The 16,100-nt window shown below is 72.9% G+C and carries 16 protein-coding genes; 8 read left to right on the top strand and 8 right to left on the bottom strand.

All coding sequences use genetic code 11. The features are described 5' to 3' along the window. The first annotated feature begins 23 nt into the window (after positions 1-23). The 4 genes from AC3EVP_RS25800 (at position 24) to AC3EVP_RS25815 (ending at position 5,080) form a co-directional block, all read left to right on the top strand. A complete protein-coding gene (locus tag AC3EVP_RS25800; RefSeq protein WP_435133606.1) occupies positions 24-833 on the top strand; it encodes a hypothetical protein in 810 nt (269 codons plus the stop codon). Positions 834-927: 94 nt separating this feature from the next. After that, entirely contained in the window at positions 928-1,665 is a 738-nt protein-coding gene (locus tag AC3EVP_RS25805; RefSeq protein WP_335972041.1) for a response regulator transcription factor, read from the top strand. Between the two features lie 15 nt (positions 1,666-1,680). Next, complete coding sequence (locus tag AC3EVP_RS25810) at positions 1,681-3,336, top strand: sensor histidine kinase (protein ID WP_435133609.1); 1,656 nt, start codon at positions 1,681-1,683, stop codon at positions 3,334-3,336. A gap of 196 nt (positions 3,337-3,532) precedes the next feature. Continuing rightward, on the top strand, positions 3,533-5,080 hold the full coding sequence (locus AC3EVP_RS25815; protein WP_435133612.1) for a hypothetical protein: 1,548 nt from the start codon (positions 3,533-3,535) through the stop codon (positions 5,078-5,080). A 22-nt stretch (positions 5,081-5,102) separates the two neighbouring features. On the opposite strand, the gene AC3EVP_RS25820 is transcribed toward AC3EVP_RS25815, so the two are convergent. Beyond that, positions 5,103-5,522 (bottom strand): RbsD/FucU domain-containing protein, encoded by a 420-nt coding sequence (locus AC3EVP_RS25820; protein ID WP_335972036.1) that lies wholly within the window; start codon positions 5,520-5,522, stop codon positions 5,103-5,105. Between the two features lie 145 nt (positions 5,523-5,667). Between AC3EVP_RS25820 and AC3EVP_RS25825 the strand changes: the two genes are divergently transcribed. Further along, a complete protein-coding gene (locus AC3EVP_RS25825) occupies positions 5,668-5,901 on the top strand; it encodes a DUF2277 domain-containing protein (protein WP_435133615.1) in 234 nt (77 codons plus the stop codon). 36 nt (positions 5,902-5,937) lie between these two features. Beyond that, positions 5,938-6,378, top strand: coding sequence for a PPOX class F420-dependent oxidoreductase (locus AC3EVP_RS25830; protein WP_435133618.1), 441 nt, complete (start codon positions 5,938-5,940; stop codon positions 6,376-6,378). A gap of 56 nt (positions 6,379-6,434) precedes the next feature. On the opposite strand, the gene AC3EVP_RS25835 is transcribed toward AC3EVP_RS25830, so the two are convergent. Together AC3EVP_RS25835 and AC3EVP_RS25840 are read right to left on the bottom strand one after the other, a co-directional pair. Continuing rightward, positions 6,435-7,910, bottom strand: a complete 1,476-nt coding sequence (locus tag AC3EVP_RS25835; protein ID WP_435133621.1) for an LCP family protein — start codon at positions 7,908-7,910, stop codon at positions 6,435-6,437. A gap of 167 nt (positions 7,911-8,077) precedes the next feature. Beyond that, complete coding sequence (locus AC3EVP_RS25840) at positions 8,078-8,944, bottom strand: helix-turn-helix domain-containing protein (RefSeq protein ID WP_335972028.1); 867 nt, start codon at positions 8,942-8,944, stop codon at positions 8,078-8,080. Positions 8,945-9,146: 202 nt separating this feature from the next. Here AC3EVP_RS25840 and AC3EVP_RS25845 point away from each other — a divergent pair, with 202 nt between their 5' ends. Beyond that, positions 9,147-9,605 carry an ATP-binding protein gene (locus tag AC3EVP_RS25845; RefSeq protein ID WP_335972026.1) on the top strand — a complete coding sequence of 153 codons (459 nt, stop codon included), beginning with the start codon at positions 9,147-9,149 and terminating at the stop codon, positions 9,603-9,605. Positions 9,606-9,692: 87 nt separating this feature from the next. Here AC3EVP_RS25845 and AC3EVP_RS25850 read toward each other — a convergent pair whose 3' ends face one another. Continuing rightward, positions 9,693-9,929, bottom strand: coding sequence for a DUF397 domain-containing protein (locus tag AC3EVP_RS25850; RefSeq protein ID WP_202234921.1), 237 nt, complete (start codon positions 9,927-9,929; stop codon positions 9,693-9,695). Between the two features lie 236 nt (positions 9,930-10,165). On the opposite strand from AC3EVP_RS25850, the gene metG reads away from it, so the two are divergent. Next, positions 10,166-11,905, top strand: coding sequence for a methionine--tRNA ligase (gene metG, locus AC3EVP_RS25855; RefSeq protein ID WP_435133625.1), 1,740 nt, complete (start codon positions 10,166-10,168; stop codon positions 11,903-11,905). A gap of 76 nt (positions 11,906-11,981) precedes the next feature. Here the strand turns inward: metG and AC3EVP_RS25860 are convergent, their stop codons facing one another. The 4 genes from AC3EVP_RS25860 to aspS all read right to left on the bottom strand — a co-directional run bounded on the left by AC3EVP_RS25860 (position 11,982) and on the right by aspS (position 16,076). After that, a complete protein-coding gene (locus AC3EVP_RS25860) occupies positions 11,982-12,863 on the bottom strand; it encodes a L,D-transpeptidase family protein (protein ID WP_435133628.1) in 882 nt (293 codons plus the stop codon). A 32-nt stretch (positions 12,864-12,895) separates the two neighbouring features. Further along, positions 12,896-13,669 carry a hypothetical protein gene (locus AC3EVP_RS25865; protein WP_435133631.1) on the bottom strand — a complete coding sequence of 258 codons (774 nt, stop codon included), beginning with the start codon at positions 13,667-13,669 and terminating at the stop codon, positions 12,896-12,898. Then, positions 13,659-14,210: a SigE family RNA polymerase sigma factor gene (locus tag AC3EVP_RS25870; RefSeq protein ID WP_435133633.1), complete on the bottom strand. Its 552-nt coding sequence runs from the start codon at positions 14,208-14,210 to the stop codon at positions 13,659-13,661. Before AC3EVP_RS25870 ends, AC3EVP_RS25865 begins: the two co-directional genes overlap by 11 nt. Before the next feature lie 96 nt (positions 14,211-14,306). Continuing rightward, complete coding sequence (gene aspS / locus AC3EVP_RS25875) at positions 14,307-16,076, bottom strand: aspartate--tRNA ligase (protein WP_435133636.1); 1,770 nt, start codon at positions 16,074-16,076, stop codon at positions 14,307-14,309. Positions 16,077-16,100 lie beyond the last annotated feature (24 nt).

Genomic DNA, 16,100 nt, shown 5'->3' on the forward strand with positions numbered 1-16,100 from the left:
CCGGATCAGGAAGAGGGGCCGAGATGGCGCGACGCCGCACCGGGCTGGTCAAGGCGAACGCCGAGGCCACCGGGGGGATCGAGATCATGGAGAGCCCGTACCCGGCGGGCGACCCGGCCGGCGCGGACCCGGCAGCGGGGACGGGAGCCGCGACCGCTGCCGGGCCGGACGCCGGGGGCACCGGCGAGAGCCCGGAGGAGATCCTCGCCTCGCCGCCGGACGCCCGCGACGTCTCCGCCGAGCTGGCCGCCCCGCCGCGCCGCAAACTGCCGTGGCTGACCCTCACGCTGTCCGCGTGCATCGTGGCCGCGGCCGCGTTCTCCGTCGGCGCCGTCGTGGAGAAGCACCATCTCAACGGCGGTACCGGGGCCGGGCGTTCCGGCTTCACGGCAGCGGGCGGCGGCACCGCCGCGAGCGGCCGCACCGGGGCCACCGGCGGCACCGGCAACCGCTTCGGCGGCACCGCGGGCACCGGCACGACCGCGGGCGGCGGCACCGGCGCGGGCGCGAACGTGACGGTCGGCACGGTCAAGCTCGTGGACGGCAAGACCCTCTACGTCACCGACGCCCAGGGCAACGTCGTGAAGGTCACCACCGGCGACTCCACCAAGGTCAGCGAGACCAAGGACGGGAAGGTCTCCGACCTCAAGGCGGGGCAGAGCGTGACCGTCCTCGGCACCACCGGCAGCAACGGCGACGTGACCGCGACCACCGTCACCGAGGGCGGCAGCACCAGCGGCTTCGGCGGTTTCGGCGGCTTCGGGGGATTCGGCGGCGGCAACGCCGGCGGCACCGGCACCGGCACCGGAAGCGGCACCGGAAGCGGCAACTAGACACGGCAGCGCCCGCACCGACACCGCCCGCACGGCTCACAGCATCGGCCCGTACCGTGCTGCGTCGTATCCCCACCGGGCCGGGAGGATTCCCATGGAGGCACCCGAGGCCAGCCTGCTGGTCGTGGACGACGAACCGAACATCAGGGAACTGCTCTCCGCGTCCCTGCGGTTCGTCGGCTTCAAGGTGGCCTCCGCGGCGACCGGCGCCGACGCGCTCGCCGCCGTCACGCGCGAACGGCCCGACCTGGTGGTCCTCGACGTGATGCTGCCGGACATGGACGGCTTCACCGTGGTCCGGCGGCTGCGCGAGGAGAGCGGGCCGCTCCCGCGGGCCGGCGGCCCCGACCGGCTGCCGGTGCTCTTCCTCACCGCGAAGGACGGCGTCGACGACAAGATCAGCGGGTTGACCGCGGGCGGCGACGACTACGTCACCAAGCCGTTCAGCCTGGAGGAGCTGATCGCCCGGATCAGGGCGATACTGCGCCGCACCGGCGGCCCCACCGACGACGGGCGGCTGGTCGCGGGCGACCTCGAACTCGACCCGGTCGGCCACCAGGTGCTGCGCGGCGGCCGCCCGATCTCGCTGTCCCCCACCGAGTTCAAGCTGCTCGCCTACCTGATGGCCAACGCCGACCGGGTGGTGTCCAAGCCGCAGATCCTCGACCACGTGTGGGCGTACGACTTCGGCGGCGACCTGAGCATCGTGGAGTCGTACATCTCCTACGTGCGGCGCAAGGTGGACGCGGCGGCGGGCGGCGGGCCGAAGCTGATCCACACGGTGCGGGGCGTCGGCTACGTGCTGCGCCGCCCCGCGCCGGCCAAGGGCTGAACGGGCCGCCCGGGCATGGGATCGCCGGGGACGGGATGGGCCCGCCGGGCGGCGGGACTGCGCTGGGCGGCGGTGCCGCTGCGCTCCCGGCTGGTGCTGCTCGCACTGGTGCTGGTGCTGCTGGGCCTGACGGTAAGCGACACGGTCGTGCTCGGTTCGGTGCGCGGGCAGTTGCTGCAACGGGTGGACCAGCAGCTCGAGCGCTACGGCCGGCCCCTCGCGCGGCGCCTCGGCTCGGAGGGGGTGCCGCCGCAGCGCTACCCGGCCCCGGGCACCGGCGGCCGCGGCGCCCCCGGCTACGGCAGCACGGAGTCGAGCACGGGCGCGGGTACAGGCTCCGGCACGGGTACAGGCACCGGCACCGGGTCGGCCGCCGCCGACAGCAGCACCGGCACCACCGACGGCACCACCGGCAGCACCGACGCCAACCGCCCCTGGCTCCCCAGCCAGTTCGTCGTCGCCTTCGCCACCGCCGACGGCCGCGTGGTCCAGCAGATCCGGCAACCGGTCGCCGCAGGCGACCCCCAGCCGCTGTGGCCCACGATGAACGCCGCCCGGCTCAGCGCCCGCTACGACCACCCCTTCGACGTCCGCAGCGACCACGGCGGCGGCAGCTGGCGGGTGCTGATCGTGCCGGTCGCCGCCGCAGGCGGCAGCGACACGCCCGCCGGGGTCGTAGTGGCCTCCTCCCTCGACGACGTCGCCTCCACCACCAGCCGGCTCAGCACCGCCTTCCTGCTGATCGGCGGGGTCGTGGTGGCGCTGCTCGGCATCGCGGGCTGGTTCGCGGTGCGGGCCGGGCTGCGGCCCCTGAAGCGGATCGAGGCGACCGCGGCCGAGATCGCTGCGGGCCGCCCGCTGTCACACCGGATGCCGGTCGCGTCGCCGGGCACCGAGGTCGGGCGGCTGTCGTCCGCGCTCAACGGCATGCTCGCGCAGATCGAGTCCGCGTTCGCCGCCCGCGCCGCGTCCGAGCAGCAGATGCGCCGCTTCGTCGCCGACGCCAGCCACGAACTGCGCACCCCGCTGGCCGGCATCCGCGGCTTCGCCGAGCTGTACCGGATGGGCGCGCTCGCCGACGACGCCGACGTGAAGCGGACCATGGCCCGGATCGAGAGCGAGGCCGTACGCCTCGGTGGGCTGGTGGAGGACCTGCTCACGCTGGTGCGGATGGACGAGCAGCGGCCGCTCCAGCTCGCGCCGATGGACCTGCGCACCCTCGCGGTGGACGCGCTGCACGACACCACCGCGCTCGACCCGACCCGGCAGGTCGCCCTCACCGGACCCGGCGGCGCGGACACCGCGCCCGGCCCGGCGCCGGTGCTGGGCGACGAGGCGCGGCTGCGCCAGGTCGTGGCGAACCTCGTCGGCAACGCCGTCGCCCACACCCCGCCGGGCACCCCGGTCCGCATCGGCGTCGGCGCCGCGGACGGCCACGGCGTCCTGGAGGTCGCCGACGCCGGTCCTGGGCTGACCCGCGAGCAGGCCGCCCGCGTCTTCGAGCGCTTCTACCGGGTGGACGCCTCCCGCTCCCGCGCCACCGGCGGCGGCGCCGGGCTCGGCCTCGCCATCGCCGCCGCGCTGGTCGCCGCCCATCGCGGCACCGTCGAACTCGACACCGCGCCCGGCAAGGGCGCCACCTTCCGCATCCGGCTGCCCTCGGCCCGCTGACCTGCGCGCCCGCCCGCCGGGCCGGAACTCCGCCGCGGGCGGCGCGGGTCACGGATGGATATCGGCACGCAACCTTCCGTCCAGGTGGCGGCTCTTTCTGTGCACACGCGCGTTCAACTGCGGTTTCGGCGTTCTGCACACTTACGCTCGCAAATCCGGGGGTTCCGCGCCACGCCCGCCGCTGGAAAGGTCGCCGATGCCCGAACCGCTCCGCGCCGCACGCCGGGAACCGCCGCAGGCGCCGGACACGGCACGCTCGCCGGGCACCGCGCCCCGCTCGCCGGCGCCGCGCCCGACAGCCGGGTGGAGCCGGTGGATCGCGACGGTCTGCGCGGTGTACGTCGCCGCGCAACTGCTCCTGGTGCTGCCGGGTTCCGGGCTCGGCTGGGACGAGACGGTCTACACCAGCCAGGTCAGCGGCCGGATTCCGGCCGCCACCTTCAGCGCCCCGCGGGCCCGCGGCATCTCCTTCCTGGCCGCGCCGGTCGCCCACTTCACCGACTCCCCTCTCGCGCTGCGGCTGTGGATGGCGGCGCTGTCCGGCATCGGCCTGTACGTCGCGCTGCACCTGTGGCGGCGGGTGCTGCCCGAGCGGGTGCTCGCCCTGGCCGGGGCCCTGTTCGCCGGGCTGTGGATCACCCTGTTCTACGGGCCGCAGGTGATGCCGAATCTGTGGAGCGCGTTCGGCGCGCTCGCCGCGGTGGGCTGCTTCGTGCGGGCCGTGCGCGACCCCCGCGACCGGGCCGCGCTGGTCGGGCTGGCCGCGGGCGTGACCGTGGTCGGGCTGATGCGCCCGCCGGACGCGGGCTGGCTGGCACTGCCGCTGGCCGCGGTGGCGCTGGCGGTGCCGCGGTGGCGGCGGCCGGCGGTGCTGGCGGTGCTCGTCGCGGGGGTGGTGCTGGGCTGCGCGGAGTGGGTGGTCGAGGCGTACGTCCGCTACGGCGGGCTGTCCGAGCGGCTGCACAGCTCCAGCGCGGTCGAGGGCGGGATGGGGCTGCACTTCGCGGTGGACGACCAGGTCAGGTCGCTGAGCGGCCGGGCGCTGTGCCGCCCCTGCACGGTGCAGTGGCGGCACAAGGACACGTCGCTGTGGTGGTTCGCGCTGCCGTTCCTGGCGGTGGGCGGCGCGGCGGTGGTGCCCCGGCTGCGGCGCTCGGCGGTGTGGCTCGCCGGGCTGACCGCGGTGTCGATGGCGCTGCCGTACCTGTTCACGATCTCGTACGCGGCGCCGCGGTTCCTGCTGCCGACGTACGCGCTGCTGGCGCTGCCGGTGGCGGAGTTCCTGTGGTGGGCGGTCACCCGGGCCGAACTCGCCGCGGAAGGAAGCCGGTTGAGGCTGCGGCCGGTGGCGGTCGCGGTAGTCGCCGTCGGGCTGTGCGGCCATCTCGCCATCCAGGGCGGTGTGCTGCACACCGCGACCCGCAACAACCACCGCACCACGCAGGAGTACCGCGCCGTCGCGGACGGGCTGCACGCGCACGGCGTCACCGCGCCCTGCACGCTCAGCGGCGTCTCCGCGGTGCCGATCTCCTTCTACACCGGCTGCACCTCACGCCAGTTGGACGGGCCGGACCGCAGTATCGACACGGCCGGGCTACTGGCCCGCACCCGGCAGCAGCCGGTCGCCTACCTGGTCACCGGCGGCGGGCGCCCGCCGGCCTTCGCCCGCGCCTGGCGGTCGGTGCCGCTGCCGACCCCGCGCGGCGCCCGCGCCTTCCGCGCCTACCTGCCCCCGGCGCGGTAGCCGGGCGGGCCTGGGCGGCAGATCAGTCTCCGCGCACGCCGATCGTCAGGAGCAGGTTGGCGTAGGTGCGGCGGTCGCCGGTGGCGATCACCAGGGCGGTGTCGGGGCCGCGGGCGGCGTCGTAGAAGGCGTGCCGATCGAGGCCGTCGAGCGGCACACCGGGCAGGGCGGCGCGGAACTCGGCGAAGACCTCCGGTTCGGGCTGCCCGGGCGGCGGGGTCATCACGGTGGCGGCCTCGAACGGCGCCGCGTCCGCGAGCGCGGCGAGCACCTCGGTGACAAGCATCCGGTCCGGCGCGAGGTTGAGGTAGACGCGCGCGGCGGCCGGGTGGGCGCCGGTGGTGTGCGGGTAGTGGCCGTCGCTGACGAGCACCCGCGAGCCGTGCCCGGCCGAGGCCAGCGCCGCAAGAATCGTCGGGTGGGTGAGCTGGTATCGCAGCATGTACGGCTCCTCGGACGCGCGTCGCGGGCGTAGAGATCCGATCTCTACGCCCGCGAGCGTACCGGCCCGGCCCGGCGTGCGGCAGGCCGGCCGCGGCGGCCGGCACCACCGCCCCGGTGTCGTACCCGCGCGGCACACTGGAGGCATGTGCAGAAGCATCAAGACCCTGCGTCCGCCGATGGCCCCCGAGGTGCACGACGAGGACATCCGCGCCGCCGCCCTCCAGTACGTACGGAAGGTCTCCGGGTTCCGCGCCCCCGCGGCGCACAACCAGGAGGTCTTCGACACCGCGGTCGCCGCGATCACCGCGGCCACCGCCGACCTGCTGGCCGGCCTCGAGGTCCGCGGCAGCGGCTCCGCCGCGACAACGGCGAGCTGACCGGCCCGGGCGGCCCCGCGGCGTTACCCTGCCGCCATGGCGCACATGACCGAGGCGGAGTGGCGCGAGTTCGCCACGACCGGCACTCGCACCGGAAAGCTCGCCGTCCAGCGCAGGAACGGACGGCCGCACGTCACCCCCGTGTGGTTCGTGCTCGACGACACCGACCCGGCCGACATCCGCGTGGTCTTCATGACCGGGCGCGACTCGCTCAAGGGCCGCGCCCTGCGGCGCGACCCGCACTTCGCGCTCTGCGTCGACGACCAGGAACCGCCCTACTCCTTCGCCCTCTTCGAGTGCACCGCCGAACTCTCGGAGGACCTGATGGCCCTCCAGAACTGGGGCACCCGCATCGGCGGGCGCTACATGGGCCCCGACCGCGCCGCCGAGTTCGGCGCCCGCAACGCGGTCCCCGGCGAGCTGCTCGTCAGCGGCCGCATCGACCGCCTCACCGCCGAGGCCCGCATCGCCGACTGACCGAGCACCCCTGGCGCCTGCCGACGGCGGGCGCCAGGGATCAGCCGGGCGGGGGTTCAGCCGTAGGAGAGGTGGGCGCAGGGGTCGGTGGCGGCGGTGCGGTTGGGGGCGGTCGGGGGCGCGGCCGGTGCCGCCGGTGCCGGGGTCGCGGTCGCCGTCGCGGTCCTGGCGAAGTCGGCGCCGACGACGAGGTTGATCCCGCTGATGCCGAGCGGCTCCAACCGGGCTCCGGGGAAGAGCCGGCTGAGGGATTGCGCCTGGACGGTGTGGGCGGCGCCGTACTGGATGAGGGTGGTGGCGTGGTCCTGGGCGCGGGCGGTGGCCGTACCGGTCACGGTGAAGTGGGACTTCGCCAGTTCGGCCGACGCGCTGGCGGCCAGTCCGTTCGTGGTGGTGCCGTTGTAGACCGCGACCGCGATGCCGGATCCGTCGACCGCGGGGGCCGGCGCCGGGGCCGTCGTCGGGGCGGTCTGCCCGGAGGTGTGCGTGCCGTCGAGCGTACGGTTCGCCCGCAGTGCCGCGAACAGCTCGTCCACGTCCGGGTGGACGAGGTCTATCCGCGCCCCCGCGTACCGCCAGGGCGCGGTGACGAACTGGATGTTCTTCAGGTCGACGTGCTTGAGCGACAGCCCGAAGGACATCAGCTTGGCGGCGGTGCCGAGCCCGGGATCGACGGTGAGCGACTTGGTCGCGGCGTTCGCCAGCGGCAGCAGCGTCGCCGGGTTCATCCCCTCGCCCTTGACCTTGGCGATCAGCGCGGACAGGAACGCCTGCTGGCGCAGCATCCGCCCGACGTCGGACCCGTCCCCGATGCCGTGCCGCATCCGTACGTAGTCCAGCGCGTCCCGGCCGGACAGTTTCCGCATCCCCTTGTGCAGGACCAGCTTCCCCCGGTACCCGAGGCCGGGGTTGAGGTCGCCGGAGTAGATGTCGTCCGGCACGCAGACGTCGACGCCGTGCACCGCCGAGGTCATCGCCGCGAAGCCCTCGAAGTCGACCACGACGGTGTGGTCCACCCGCATCCCGGTGAGTTTCTCCACGGTGTTCTGGGTGCACGCGGGGTTGCCGGCGGCGGTGTCGCCCACCGAGAAGGCCGAGTTGAACATGGCGCTGGGCTGCTCCGCCGTCCAGGTGCCGTTCGGCAGCAGGCAGGGCGGGATGTCCACCAGGGAGTCGCGCGGAATGGAGACGCCCACCGCGTGCTGATGGTCGGGGTAGACGTGCAGCAGGATCGTGGTGTCCGAGCGGCCGATGTCGCCGGAGCTGCCCTTCCCGCCGAGCGCGGAGTTGCCGCCGGCGCGGGTGTCGGACCCGATCAGCAGGATGTTCTGCGCGGTGTCGCCGTCGGCGTCGGCCTGTTCGGCCCCGGGCCGGTCCTTGCTCAGCCCGGCGGCGTCGAAGGTGGAGATGTTCGCGTCGAGCTTGAGGTAGATCGCACCGGCGCCGCCGACGACCAGCAGCACGAAGGCCACCGCGATCGCGACGGCCCAGCGTTTTCGGCTCCGCCCGGGCCCGTGCCCACGAACGCCCATCCCCACACCCTCGGTTCGGCGGGCCCCGCGTCACGCGGCGGCCCGACAGTGCCCCCCGGCTTTGCCACTGTACGTGCCGGGGTGTCGGAAGGGGGCGGTTCGCGCGGGTCCGTCCCCCGCACGGTGACGCTGTGTCAACTCACCGCGCGGGGAGGGCCCTCGGGCCGTCACACCTCGCGCTGGAACGCGCGCAGCCAGTCCACCGATCGGGCCGGGTCCAGCGCGATCCGGTCCAGCGCGTCCATCGCCTTGGTGTACTCCACGACCTCGTCGTGCTTGTCGACGTAGAGCGCGCCGGTGAGCTGCTCCAGGTAGACCAGGTCGGGCAGGTCGGACTCGGGGAAGCTCAGCAGCGTGAAGGCGCCGCCGCCCGCCGCGTGCCCGCCGGACGCGAACGGCAGGATACGCACGTCGACGTTGGACGCCTCCGCCGCTTCGAGGATGTGGCCGACCTGATCCCGCATGACCTTCGGACCGCCGAACGACCGGCGCAGCGCGCCCTCGTCCATCACGCATACGAAGTGGGGTGCCCGCTCCGACACGAGGAGCTTCTGCCGTTCCAGGCGTAGGCCGACTCGTCTTTCCACCCAGGACTCGGCCGCGCCGGGGTAGCCGACGCGGATCACGGACCTGATGTAGTCCTCGGTCTGGAGCAGCCCGTGCACGAACTGCACCTCGAAGGTGCGGATCAGCGCCGCCGACTCCTCGAGTCCGACGTAGGTCTGGAACCAGGTCGGCATCACCTCGCCGTACCCGTGCCACCAGCCGGCCGCGTTGGCCTCCCGGACCAGCCCCAGCATCGCCAACCGCTCGGCCTCCTCGGTCACTCCGTACATGGTCAGCAGGTCGGCGACGTCCCGCTCCTTGAAACTGACCCGTCCCAGTTCCATCCGGCTGATCTTCGACTCGGAGGCGCGGATCGAGTAGCCCGCGTCCTCCCGGGTGATGCCCTGGGACTCCCGCAGCCGTCGCAACTGCGCCCCGAGCAGCATTCGTCGCACGATGGACCCGCCTCCCGGCTGCCCTGCGCTCATAGGTCACGCTCCGCCCTTAGCTCATCAGCAGTCTGCCACTTATGTGCTGCGGGCAGTACCCATCCCGTCACTCTCCATCGTCACGTGCATAAATTCCTTGCAGATGCACGTGCAGACGCCCTTGCATCGCCGGGTGCTGATCCATGAGCATGGTGTCCGTGCAGATACCTCGGGGGCTCGCATGAGGGCAGAGGCAGCAGCTGTGCTGGAACCGTTATGGCAAGGCGTACTCGCGCCCGAGCGACTCGCCGCCGGCGACGGGGCCAGCTGCGGGCTCTCGGCTGCCCCCGAGTCCGTGCGCGAGGCGCGGGGCTTCGCCCGCGCCACCCTCAAGCACTGGGACATGCCGCTGCTGCGGGACTCGATGGAACTGGTCGCCTCGGAGCTGGTCACCAACGCGCTGCGGTACGCGGTGCCGCTGGGCACCCCCGGTGCGCCGGTGCAGCTGAGCCTGGTGCGCTGGAGTTCCCGGGTGGTGTGCGCGGTGCGCGACCCCAGCGGGGTCGCGCCGATCGCGAAGGACCCGGACTACGTGGCGGAGACCGGCCGCGGACTGCACCTGGTGGAGTCCTTCAGCGAGAGCTGGGGCTGGCATCCGCTCGGCGGTGCGGGAAAGGTGGTCTGGGCGCTGTTCCTCGTGCCCGGCAGCCGCATGCAGTGAACATGCGGTGAAGCAGCCGTCCGGCGGCGGAGGTCGGGGCCGATAGCAGCTCGGCCCGGCTTCCGCCAGGGCGTCAACCGGCTTCCGCTACGGCATCAAGTGGTCGAACTCCCCGGCCTTCACGCCGATGATCATGGATTCGATCTCGGCCCGGGTGTAGATCAGCGCCGGCCCGTCAGGGAAGCGGGAGTTGCGCACCGCCACCTCGCCGTCCGGCAGAGCGGCGAACTCCACGCAGGTCCCATTGGCATTGCTGTGCCGACTCTTCTGCCAGACCGCTTCCGAGAGATCCTCCGCAGCCATTCCGTTGTGCGTCCGGCGCATCAGCGACTCCTACACCTGTACCTCGTCTGGTACTCGAATCATAACTCGTGGGCAAGTCACGTGCATGTGCACGTGCAAGTGCACGTGCGCTTACTTACAGTCATGTTCTGGGCCAAGCCACCGGCCCAGAACACCAGCTTGCCTACAGTCGGTAACCACCTGTTCGGGTCAGATACGCTATTGACGTTCCGTAGCCGAACAACTCACTCCACGCAACGAATTGGGAGCAGCCTGCAATGGCTCGTCACCTCATCACCTCAGCCCTGCCCTATATCAACGGGATCAAGCACCTGGGCAACATGGTGGGGTCCATGCTCCCGGCGGACGTGTACGCGAGGTACCTGCGCGACCGCGGCCACGAGGTGCTGTACATCTGCGCCACCGACGAGCACGGCACCCCCGCCGAACTCGCCGCCAAGGAAGCCGGACTGCCCGTCGACGTCTTCTGCGCCCAGGCGCACGACGCGCAGAAGGCCATCTACGACGGCTTCGAGCTGTCCTTCGACCACTTCGGCCGCAGCTCCTCCGCGCAGAACCGCGACATCACCCAGCGCTTCGCCCGCACTCTCAACGAGAACGGGTTCATCGAGGAACGCACCGTCCGCCAGGTCTACTCGCTGGACGACGGCCGCTTCCTGCCCGACCGCTACATCGTCGGCACCTGCCCGCACTGCGGCTACGACAAGGCGCGCGGCGACCAGTGCGAGAACTGCACCCGCGTGCTCGACCCGACCGACCTGATCGAACCGCGCTCGGCGATCAGCGGGAGCAGCGCCCTGGAGGTCCGCGACACCCAGCACCTCTTCCTCCTCCAGTCCAAGCTGGCCGGTGAGGTCGAGGCGTGGATCGACGCCAGCAGCGGGGAGTGGCCGACCCTGGCGTCCTCGATCGCCCGCAAGTGGCTCACCGAAGGGCTCCAGGACCGCTCGATCACGCGCGACCTCGAGTGGGGGGTCCCTGTGCCCGCCGACACCTGGCCGGAGCTGGCGGCGGAGGGCAAGGTCTTCTACGTCTGGTTCGACGCACCCATCGAGTACATCGGTTCCACCAAGGAGTGGGCCGACGCCGCGGGCGAGGGCGAGACCCGCGACTGGCGCTCGTGGTGGTACGACGCGGACGGCGGCGACAACCCGGTGCGCTACACCGAGTTCATGGCCAAGGACAACGTCCCCTTCCACACCGTGATGTTCCCGGCCACCCAGCTGGGCACCCGCGAGCCGTGGAAGCGCGTGGACTACGTCAAGGCGTTCAACTGGCTCAACTACTACGGCGGCAAGTTCTCCACCTCGCAGCGCCGCGGCATCTTCACCGACGCCGCGCTGGAGATCCTGCCGGCCGACTACTGGCGCTACTTCCTGATGGCCAACGCGCCGGAGTCCGACGACACCTCCTTCACCTGGGAGCTGTTCACCTCCTCGGTGAACAAGGACCTCGCCGACACCCTCGGCAACTTCGTCAACCGGGTGCTGTCCTTCTCCCGCAAGCGGTTCGGCGACGCGGTGCCGGAGGGCGGCGCCCCGGGCGCGGCGGAGGCGAAGCTCGGCGAGCAGATCACCACGCTGCTGGCCGAGTACGAAGGCCACATGGAGACCCTCCAGTTCCGCAAGGCCGCCCAGTCGCTGCGGGCGCTGTGGAGCGCGGGCAACTCCTACCTGGAGGAGAAGGCGCCCTGGCTGGAGATCAAGACCTCGCCGGAGGGCGCGGCGCTCACCCTGCGCACCGCGATGAACCTCATCCACCTCTACGCGGTCGTCTCCGAGCCCTTCATCCCCGCATCGGCCCGGGCCATGCGCGCCGCATTCGACCTGCCGGACGACACCGCGAGCTGGGTCACCCCCGAGCAGGCGGGCGCCCTGACGACGCTGCCGGCCGGCACCCCGTTCACCGTGCCGCCGGTGCTCTTCGCGAAGATCACCGACGAGGACCTGGCCGGGTACACCGAGCGCTTCGGCGGTGACCCGGACGCGGCCGCGTAGCGCGGTCCGGCGAACGCCCAAGGGCCCGCGGACACCCTGTCGCCAGGGGTGCCCGCGGGCCTTTTCACTGCACCGCTCAGGCGGACAGCGCCTTCGCGTCGCCCATCACCACCACCGGGTGCTGCGCGGGGTCCAGGGTGCGCAGCAGGGTCTTCATCACCGACTCCGGCAGCGAGACGCAGCCGTGGGTGGGGCCGCCGTGGTCGACGTGCAGCCAGATGCCGCCGCCGCGGGAGCTGCCGAGCGGGCGGGTCCAGTCCAGCGGGCTGGTGCCGGGCTCGCGGTTGTAGTTGATGGCGATCACGTAGTCGAAGGCGTCCGCGAGCGACTCGCCGTCGAAGCCGGTGCCCGGCGAGCTGAAGCCGGACCGTTCGTGGTCGTAGGGGAACCGGGTGCCGGGGTCGGCGAGGCGGCCGCCGGCGTCGGTGAGGGTGAACACGCCGATCGGCGAGCGCAGGTCGCCCGCCTGGTGGTCGGTGCTCCAGCCGTGCAGCGCGTTGTGCGCGGACCAGACCGGGCCGGCCGCGGTCCAGCCGGCGTCCGGGTCGCGCTCGAAGAGCCGCACCTTGGACGTCGACTTGTCGTGGCCGTCGCCGGTGACGAGCACCACCTGCCGGGCGTCCGCCGGGACCTCGGCGAGGGTCTTCGGGCCGACCCCGGGCAGCGTGGCCGGGGCGGGGGTCGTCGGGGCGGGCGTCGTCGGCACGGTGCGCGGCGCGTCCCGCCCGGCCGCGGCGCCCACGGGGGACGCGACCGCGCCCTGCTCCGCCAGCCGGGACGGCCGCGCCCCGGTGCCGCTCGCGGGGGCGCACCCGGCGAGCAGGGCGCCGGCCGCGCCGAGGGCCACGGCGGCCAGCACGGCCCGCCCGCGGTCGGGCCCGGTACGGCGGGCGGTCCTGCGGGCAGCGGCCTCGCGGGCACCGGCCTTGCGGGAAGCGTCCTTGCGGGGGACGGACATGATCGGGTCTCGGCCTTTCCTCGGCGGCCGCCTCATGCGAGGTCGGCCGACGTCAGTACGTCGCGGGTCTCGGTCAGCTGCGCGGCGCTCGGTGCCGCCAGACACGCGGTCAGGGTGACCACCACGTCGGAGCCCTGGGGCCCGGGCAGCGTGGTGGTGAGTTCGGTGGTCCCGCCGACGGTGCGGCACGCGGTCACCACCGGCGCCGCCTGGACGACGTGGTCGGTCCGGCGGATCTCGTCCAGCGCGACCGCGTCGTGCTTCAGGCGGAACTGGAGCAGCGTGCCGCCGCGGTCCAATCTCCGCACCAGGGGTGTGCAGAAGTCGTCGCGGGCGTGGTCGCAGCCGCTCGTCGGCACGGCGAGCGGCTGGGTGGCGGCGTACTCGGACAGCGTGCCGGCCTTGAGGGTGTACCAGTTCGCGGGCATCGTCAGCCGCAGCCCGGCCAGGTCGCCGTAGGCGTACACCCGGTCGCCCGGCGGCGGGGCCAGCGTGGTGCCGGTCGGGCCGGGCGCGGCCGCCGTGGCGCGGCCGGCGGTCGCCCGGGCGCCCGCGGTCCCCGGGCCGGCGGCCTGGGCGCGCTGCCCGGACGCCGCCGGACGGGCGGCGCCGCCCCCCGGTGACGGCAGCAGCAGCCCGGCCGCCGCGACCACGGCCACCGCGACTGCCGACGCGCCGACCGCCGCCCGGCGCCTCCCGCGCCGCCGCATCCGCTCCCGTACCCCCTCCAACCGCTGGACGGGCGCCGGTAGTTGCGGCACCACCCGCTCCAGCAGGGCGCTCAGTTCGCGTTCCTCATCGGTCATCGCCGCCCACTCCCCCACCCCGTACGGACACCGCGGACGGCAGGCGCGCGCGCAGTGAGCGCAGCGCCTTGGACGCCTGGCTCTTGACGGTGCCCTCCGAGCAGCCCAGCGCCTCGGCGGTCTCCGTCACCGTCAGGTCCTCGAAGTACCTGAGCACGACCACGGCCCGCTGCCGTACGGGCAGCGCCCGCACCGCCAGGCCCAGCGCCTGTTCCAACTCCACGCTCTCGTACGGGTCGCCGTCCGCCGCGCGCTCCGGCAGCTCGCCGTGCGGCACCTCGCCCCGCCATCTGCGCCGCCACCACGACGCGTGCGTGTGCACCAGCGCCTTGCGGACGTACGCCTCCGGGTTCTCGCCCGCGATGCGGTGCCACTTCGGCCAGGTGCGGGCGAGCACCGTCTGGAGCAGGTCCTCCGCGAGGTGGGCGTCGCCCGTGAGCAGCCAGGCGACCCGGAGGAGCCGAGGGCCCCTCGCCGCCACCCACTCCTCGAACCCGGGTTCGCTCAAGGTGTTTCCTCTCCACACCCCTCCAACACGCATGCCCCCTCGAAGGGTTGCCTCACGCGGGAAGGGCGCCCAAAAGGGGCCCGGGGAACCGCGCCGGCAGTTCCCCGAGCCCCTTTTGAGGAGCGTCTGTCAGCTCTTGTGCTGCTGCGGCTTGCGCAGTTGGAGGTGCAGCTCGCGCAGGCGGGTGTCGGGCACCTCGGACGGCGCCCCCATCAGCAGGTCCTGCGCGTTCTGGTTGAGCGGGAAGGCGATGGTCTCCCGGATGTTCGGCTCGTCCGCGAGCAGCATGACCATGCGGTCGACGCCGGGCGCGATCCCGCCGTGCGGGGGCGCGCCGTAGTGGAACGCCCGCAGCATCCCGCCGAACTCCGCCTCCACCGTCTCCCGGGAGTACCCGGCGATCTCGAACGCCGCGTACATCACGTCGGGTTCGTGGTTCCGGATCGCGCCGGAGGACAGCTCGATGCCGTTGCAGACGATGTCGTACTGCCAGGCGAGGATGTCCAGCGGGTCCTTGGTGCGCAGCGCCTCCAGGCCGCCCTGCGGCATGGAGAACGGGTTGTGCGAGAACTCGATCGCCCCGGTGTCCTCGTTGCGCTCGAACATCGGGAAGTCCACGATCCAGCAGAAGCGGAAGACGTTCTCGTCGAACTGCCCGGCGCGGCGGGCCGCTTCGACCCGCACCGGGCCCATGATCTTCGAGACCTCGTCGAACTGCCCGGCGCCGAAGAAGATCGCGGTGCCCGGCTTCGCGCCGACCGCGGCGAGCAGCGCGGCGGTGTCGTCCTCGGTGAGGAACTTCGCGATCGGCCCGGTGAGCTTGTTCGCGTCGCCGACCCGCACCCACGCCAGGCCCTGCGCGCCGAGCGAGACCGCGTACTCGCCGAGGGAGTCGAAGAACTTCCGCGGCTGCTCGGCGGTGTCGGGCACGGCCAGCGCGCGGACGTGCTTGCCGGCGAACGCCTTGAAGTCGGAGTCGGCGAAGATGCCGGAGACGTCGACGAGTTCGAGCGAGGTGCGCAGGTCGGGCTTGTCGTTGCCGTACTTGAGCATCGACTCGCGGAACGGGATGCGCGGGAAGGGCGAGGTGACGGTGCGGCCGCCGCCCAGCTCGGTGAACAGGTCGGTCATCACCTTCTCGATGACGCCGAACACGTCCTCCTGCTCCACGAAGCTCATCTCGACGTCGAGCTGGTAGAACTCGCCGGGCGAGCGGTCCGCGCGGGAGTCCTCGTCGCGGAAGCAGGGCGCGATCTGGAAGTAGCGGTCGAAGCCGGAGATCATCAGCAGCTGCTTGAACTGCTGCGGCGCCTGCGGCAGCGCGTAGAACTTCCCGGCGTGCACCCGGGAGGGCACCAGGAAGTCACGGGCGCCCTCGGGCGAGGTGGCCGACAGGATGGGCGTGGCCATCTCGTTGAAGCCGAGCGCGGTCATCTCGCGGCGCAGGAAGGAGATCACCTGGGTGCGCAGCATCAGGTTGCGGTGCATGCGCTGGCGGCGCAGGTCGAGGAAGCGGTTGGTGAGCCGCATCTCCTCGTTGGCGTTGTCCTCGGGGAAGACCGGGAACGGCAGCGGGTCGGCGGCGCCGAGCACCTCCAGGGAGGTCACCTCGACCTCGATCTCGCCGGTGGGCAGCTCGGGGTTGACGTTCTCCGCCGAGCGGGCCAGCACACGGCCGTCGACCCGCAGCACGGACTCCTTGGACTGGCCGCTGAGCCGGTCGTAGACCGGGGAGCCGGGGTGCACCACGAGCTGGGTGAAGCCGTAGTGGTCGCGCAGGTCCACGAAGAGGATGCCGCCCAGATCGCGGCGGTTGTGCAGCCAGCCGGACAGGCGGACGTCGGTGTCGACGTCGGTGGCGCGCAGCTCGCCGCAGGTGTGGGACCGGTACCGGTGCATCAGCTTCGTCCTAGGCGTGGGATG

This window comes from Actinacidiphila sp. bgisy144, from assembly GCF_057708105.1.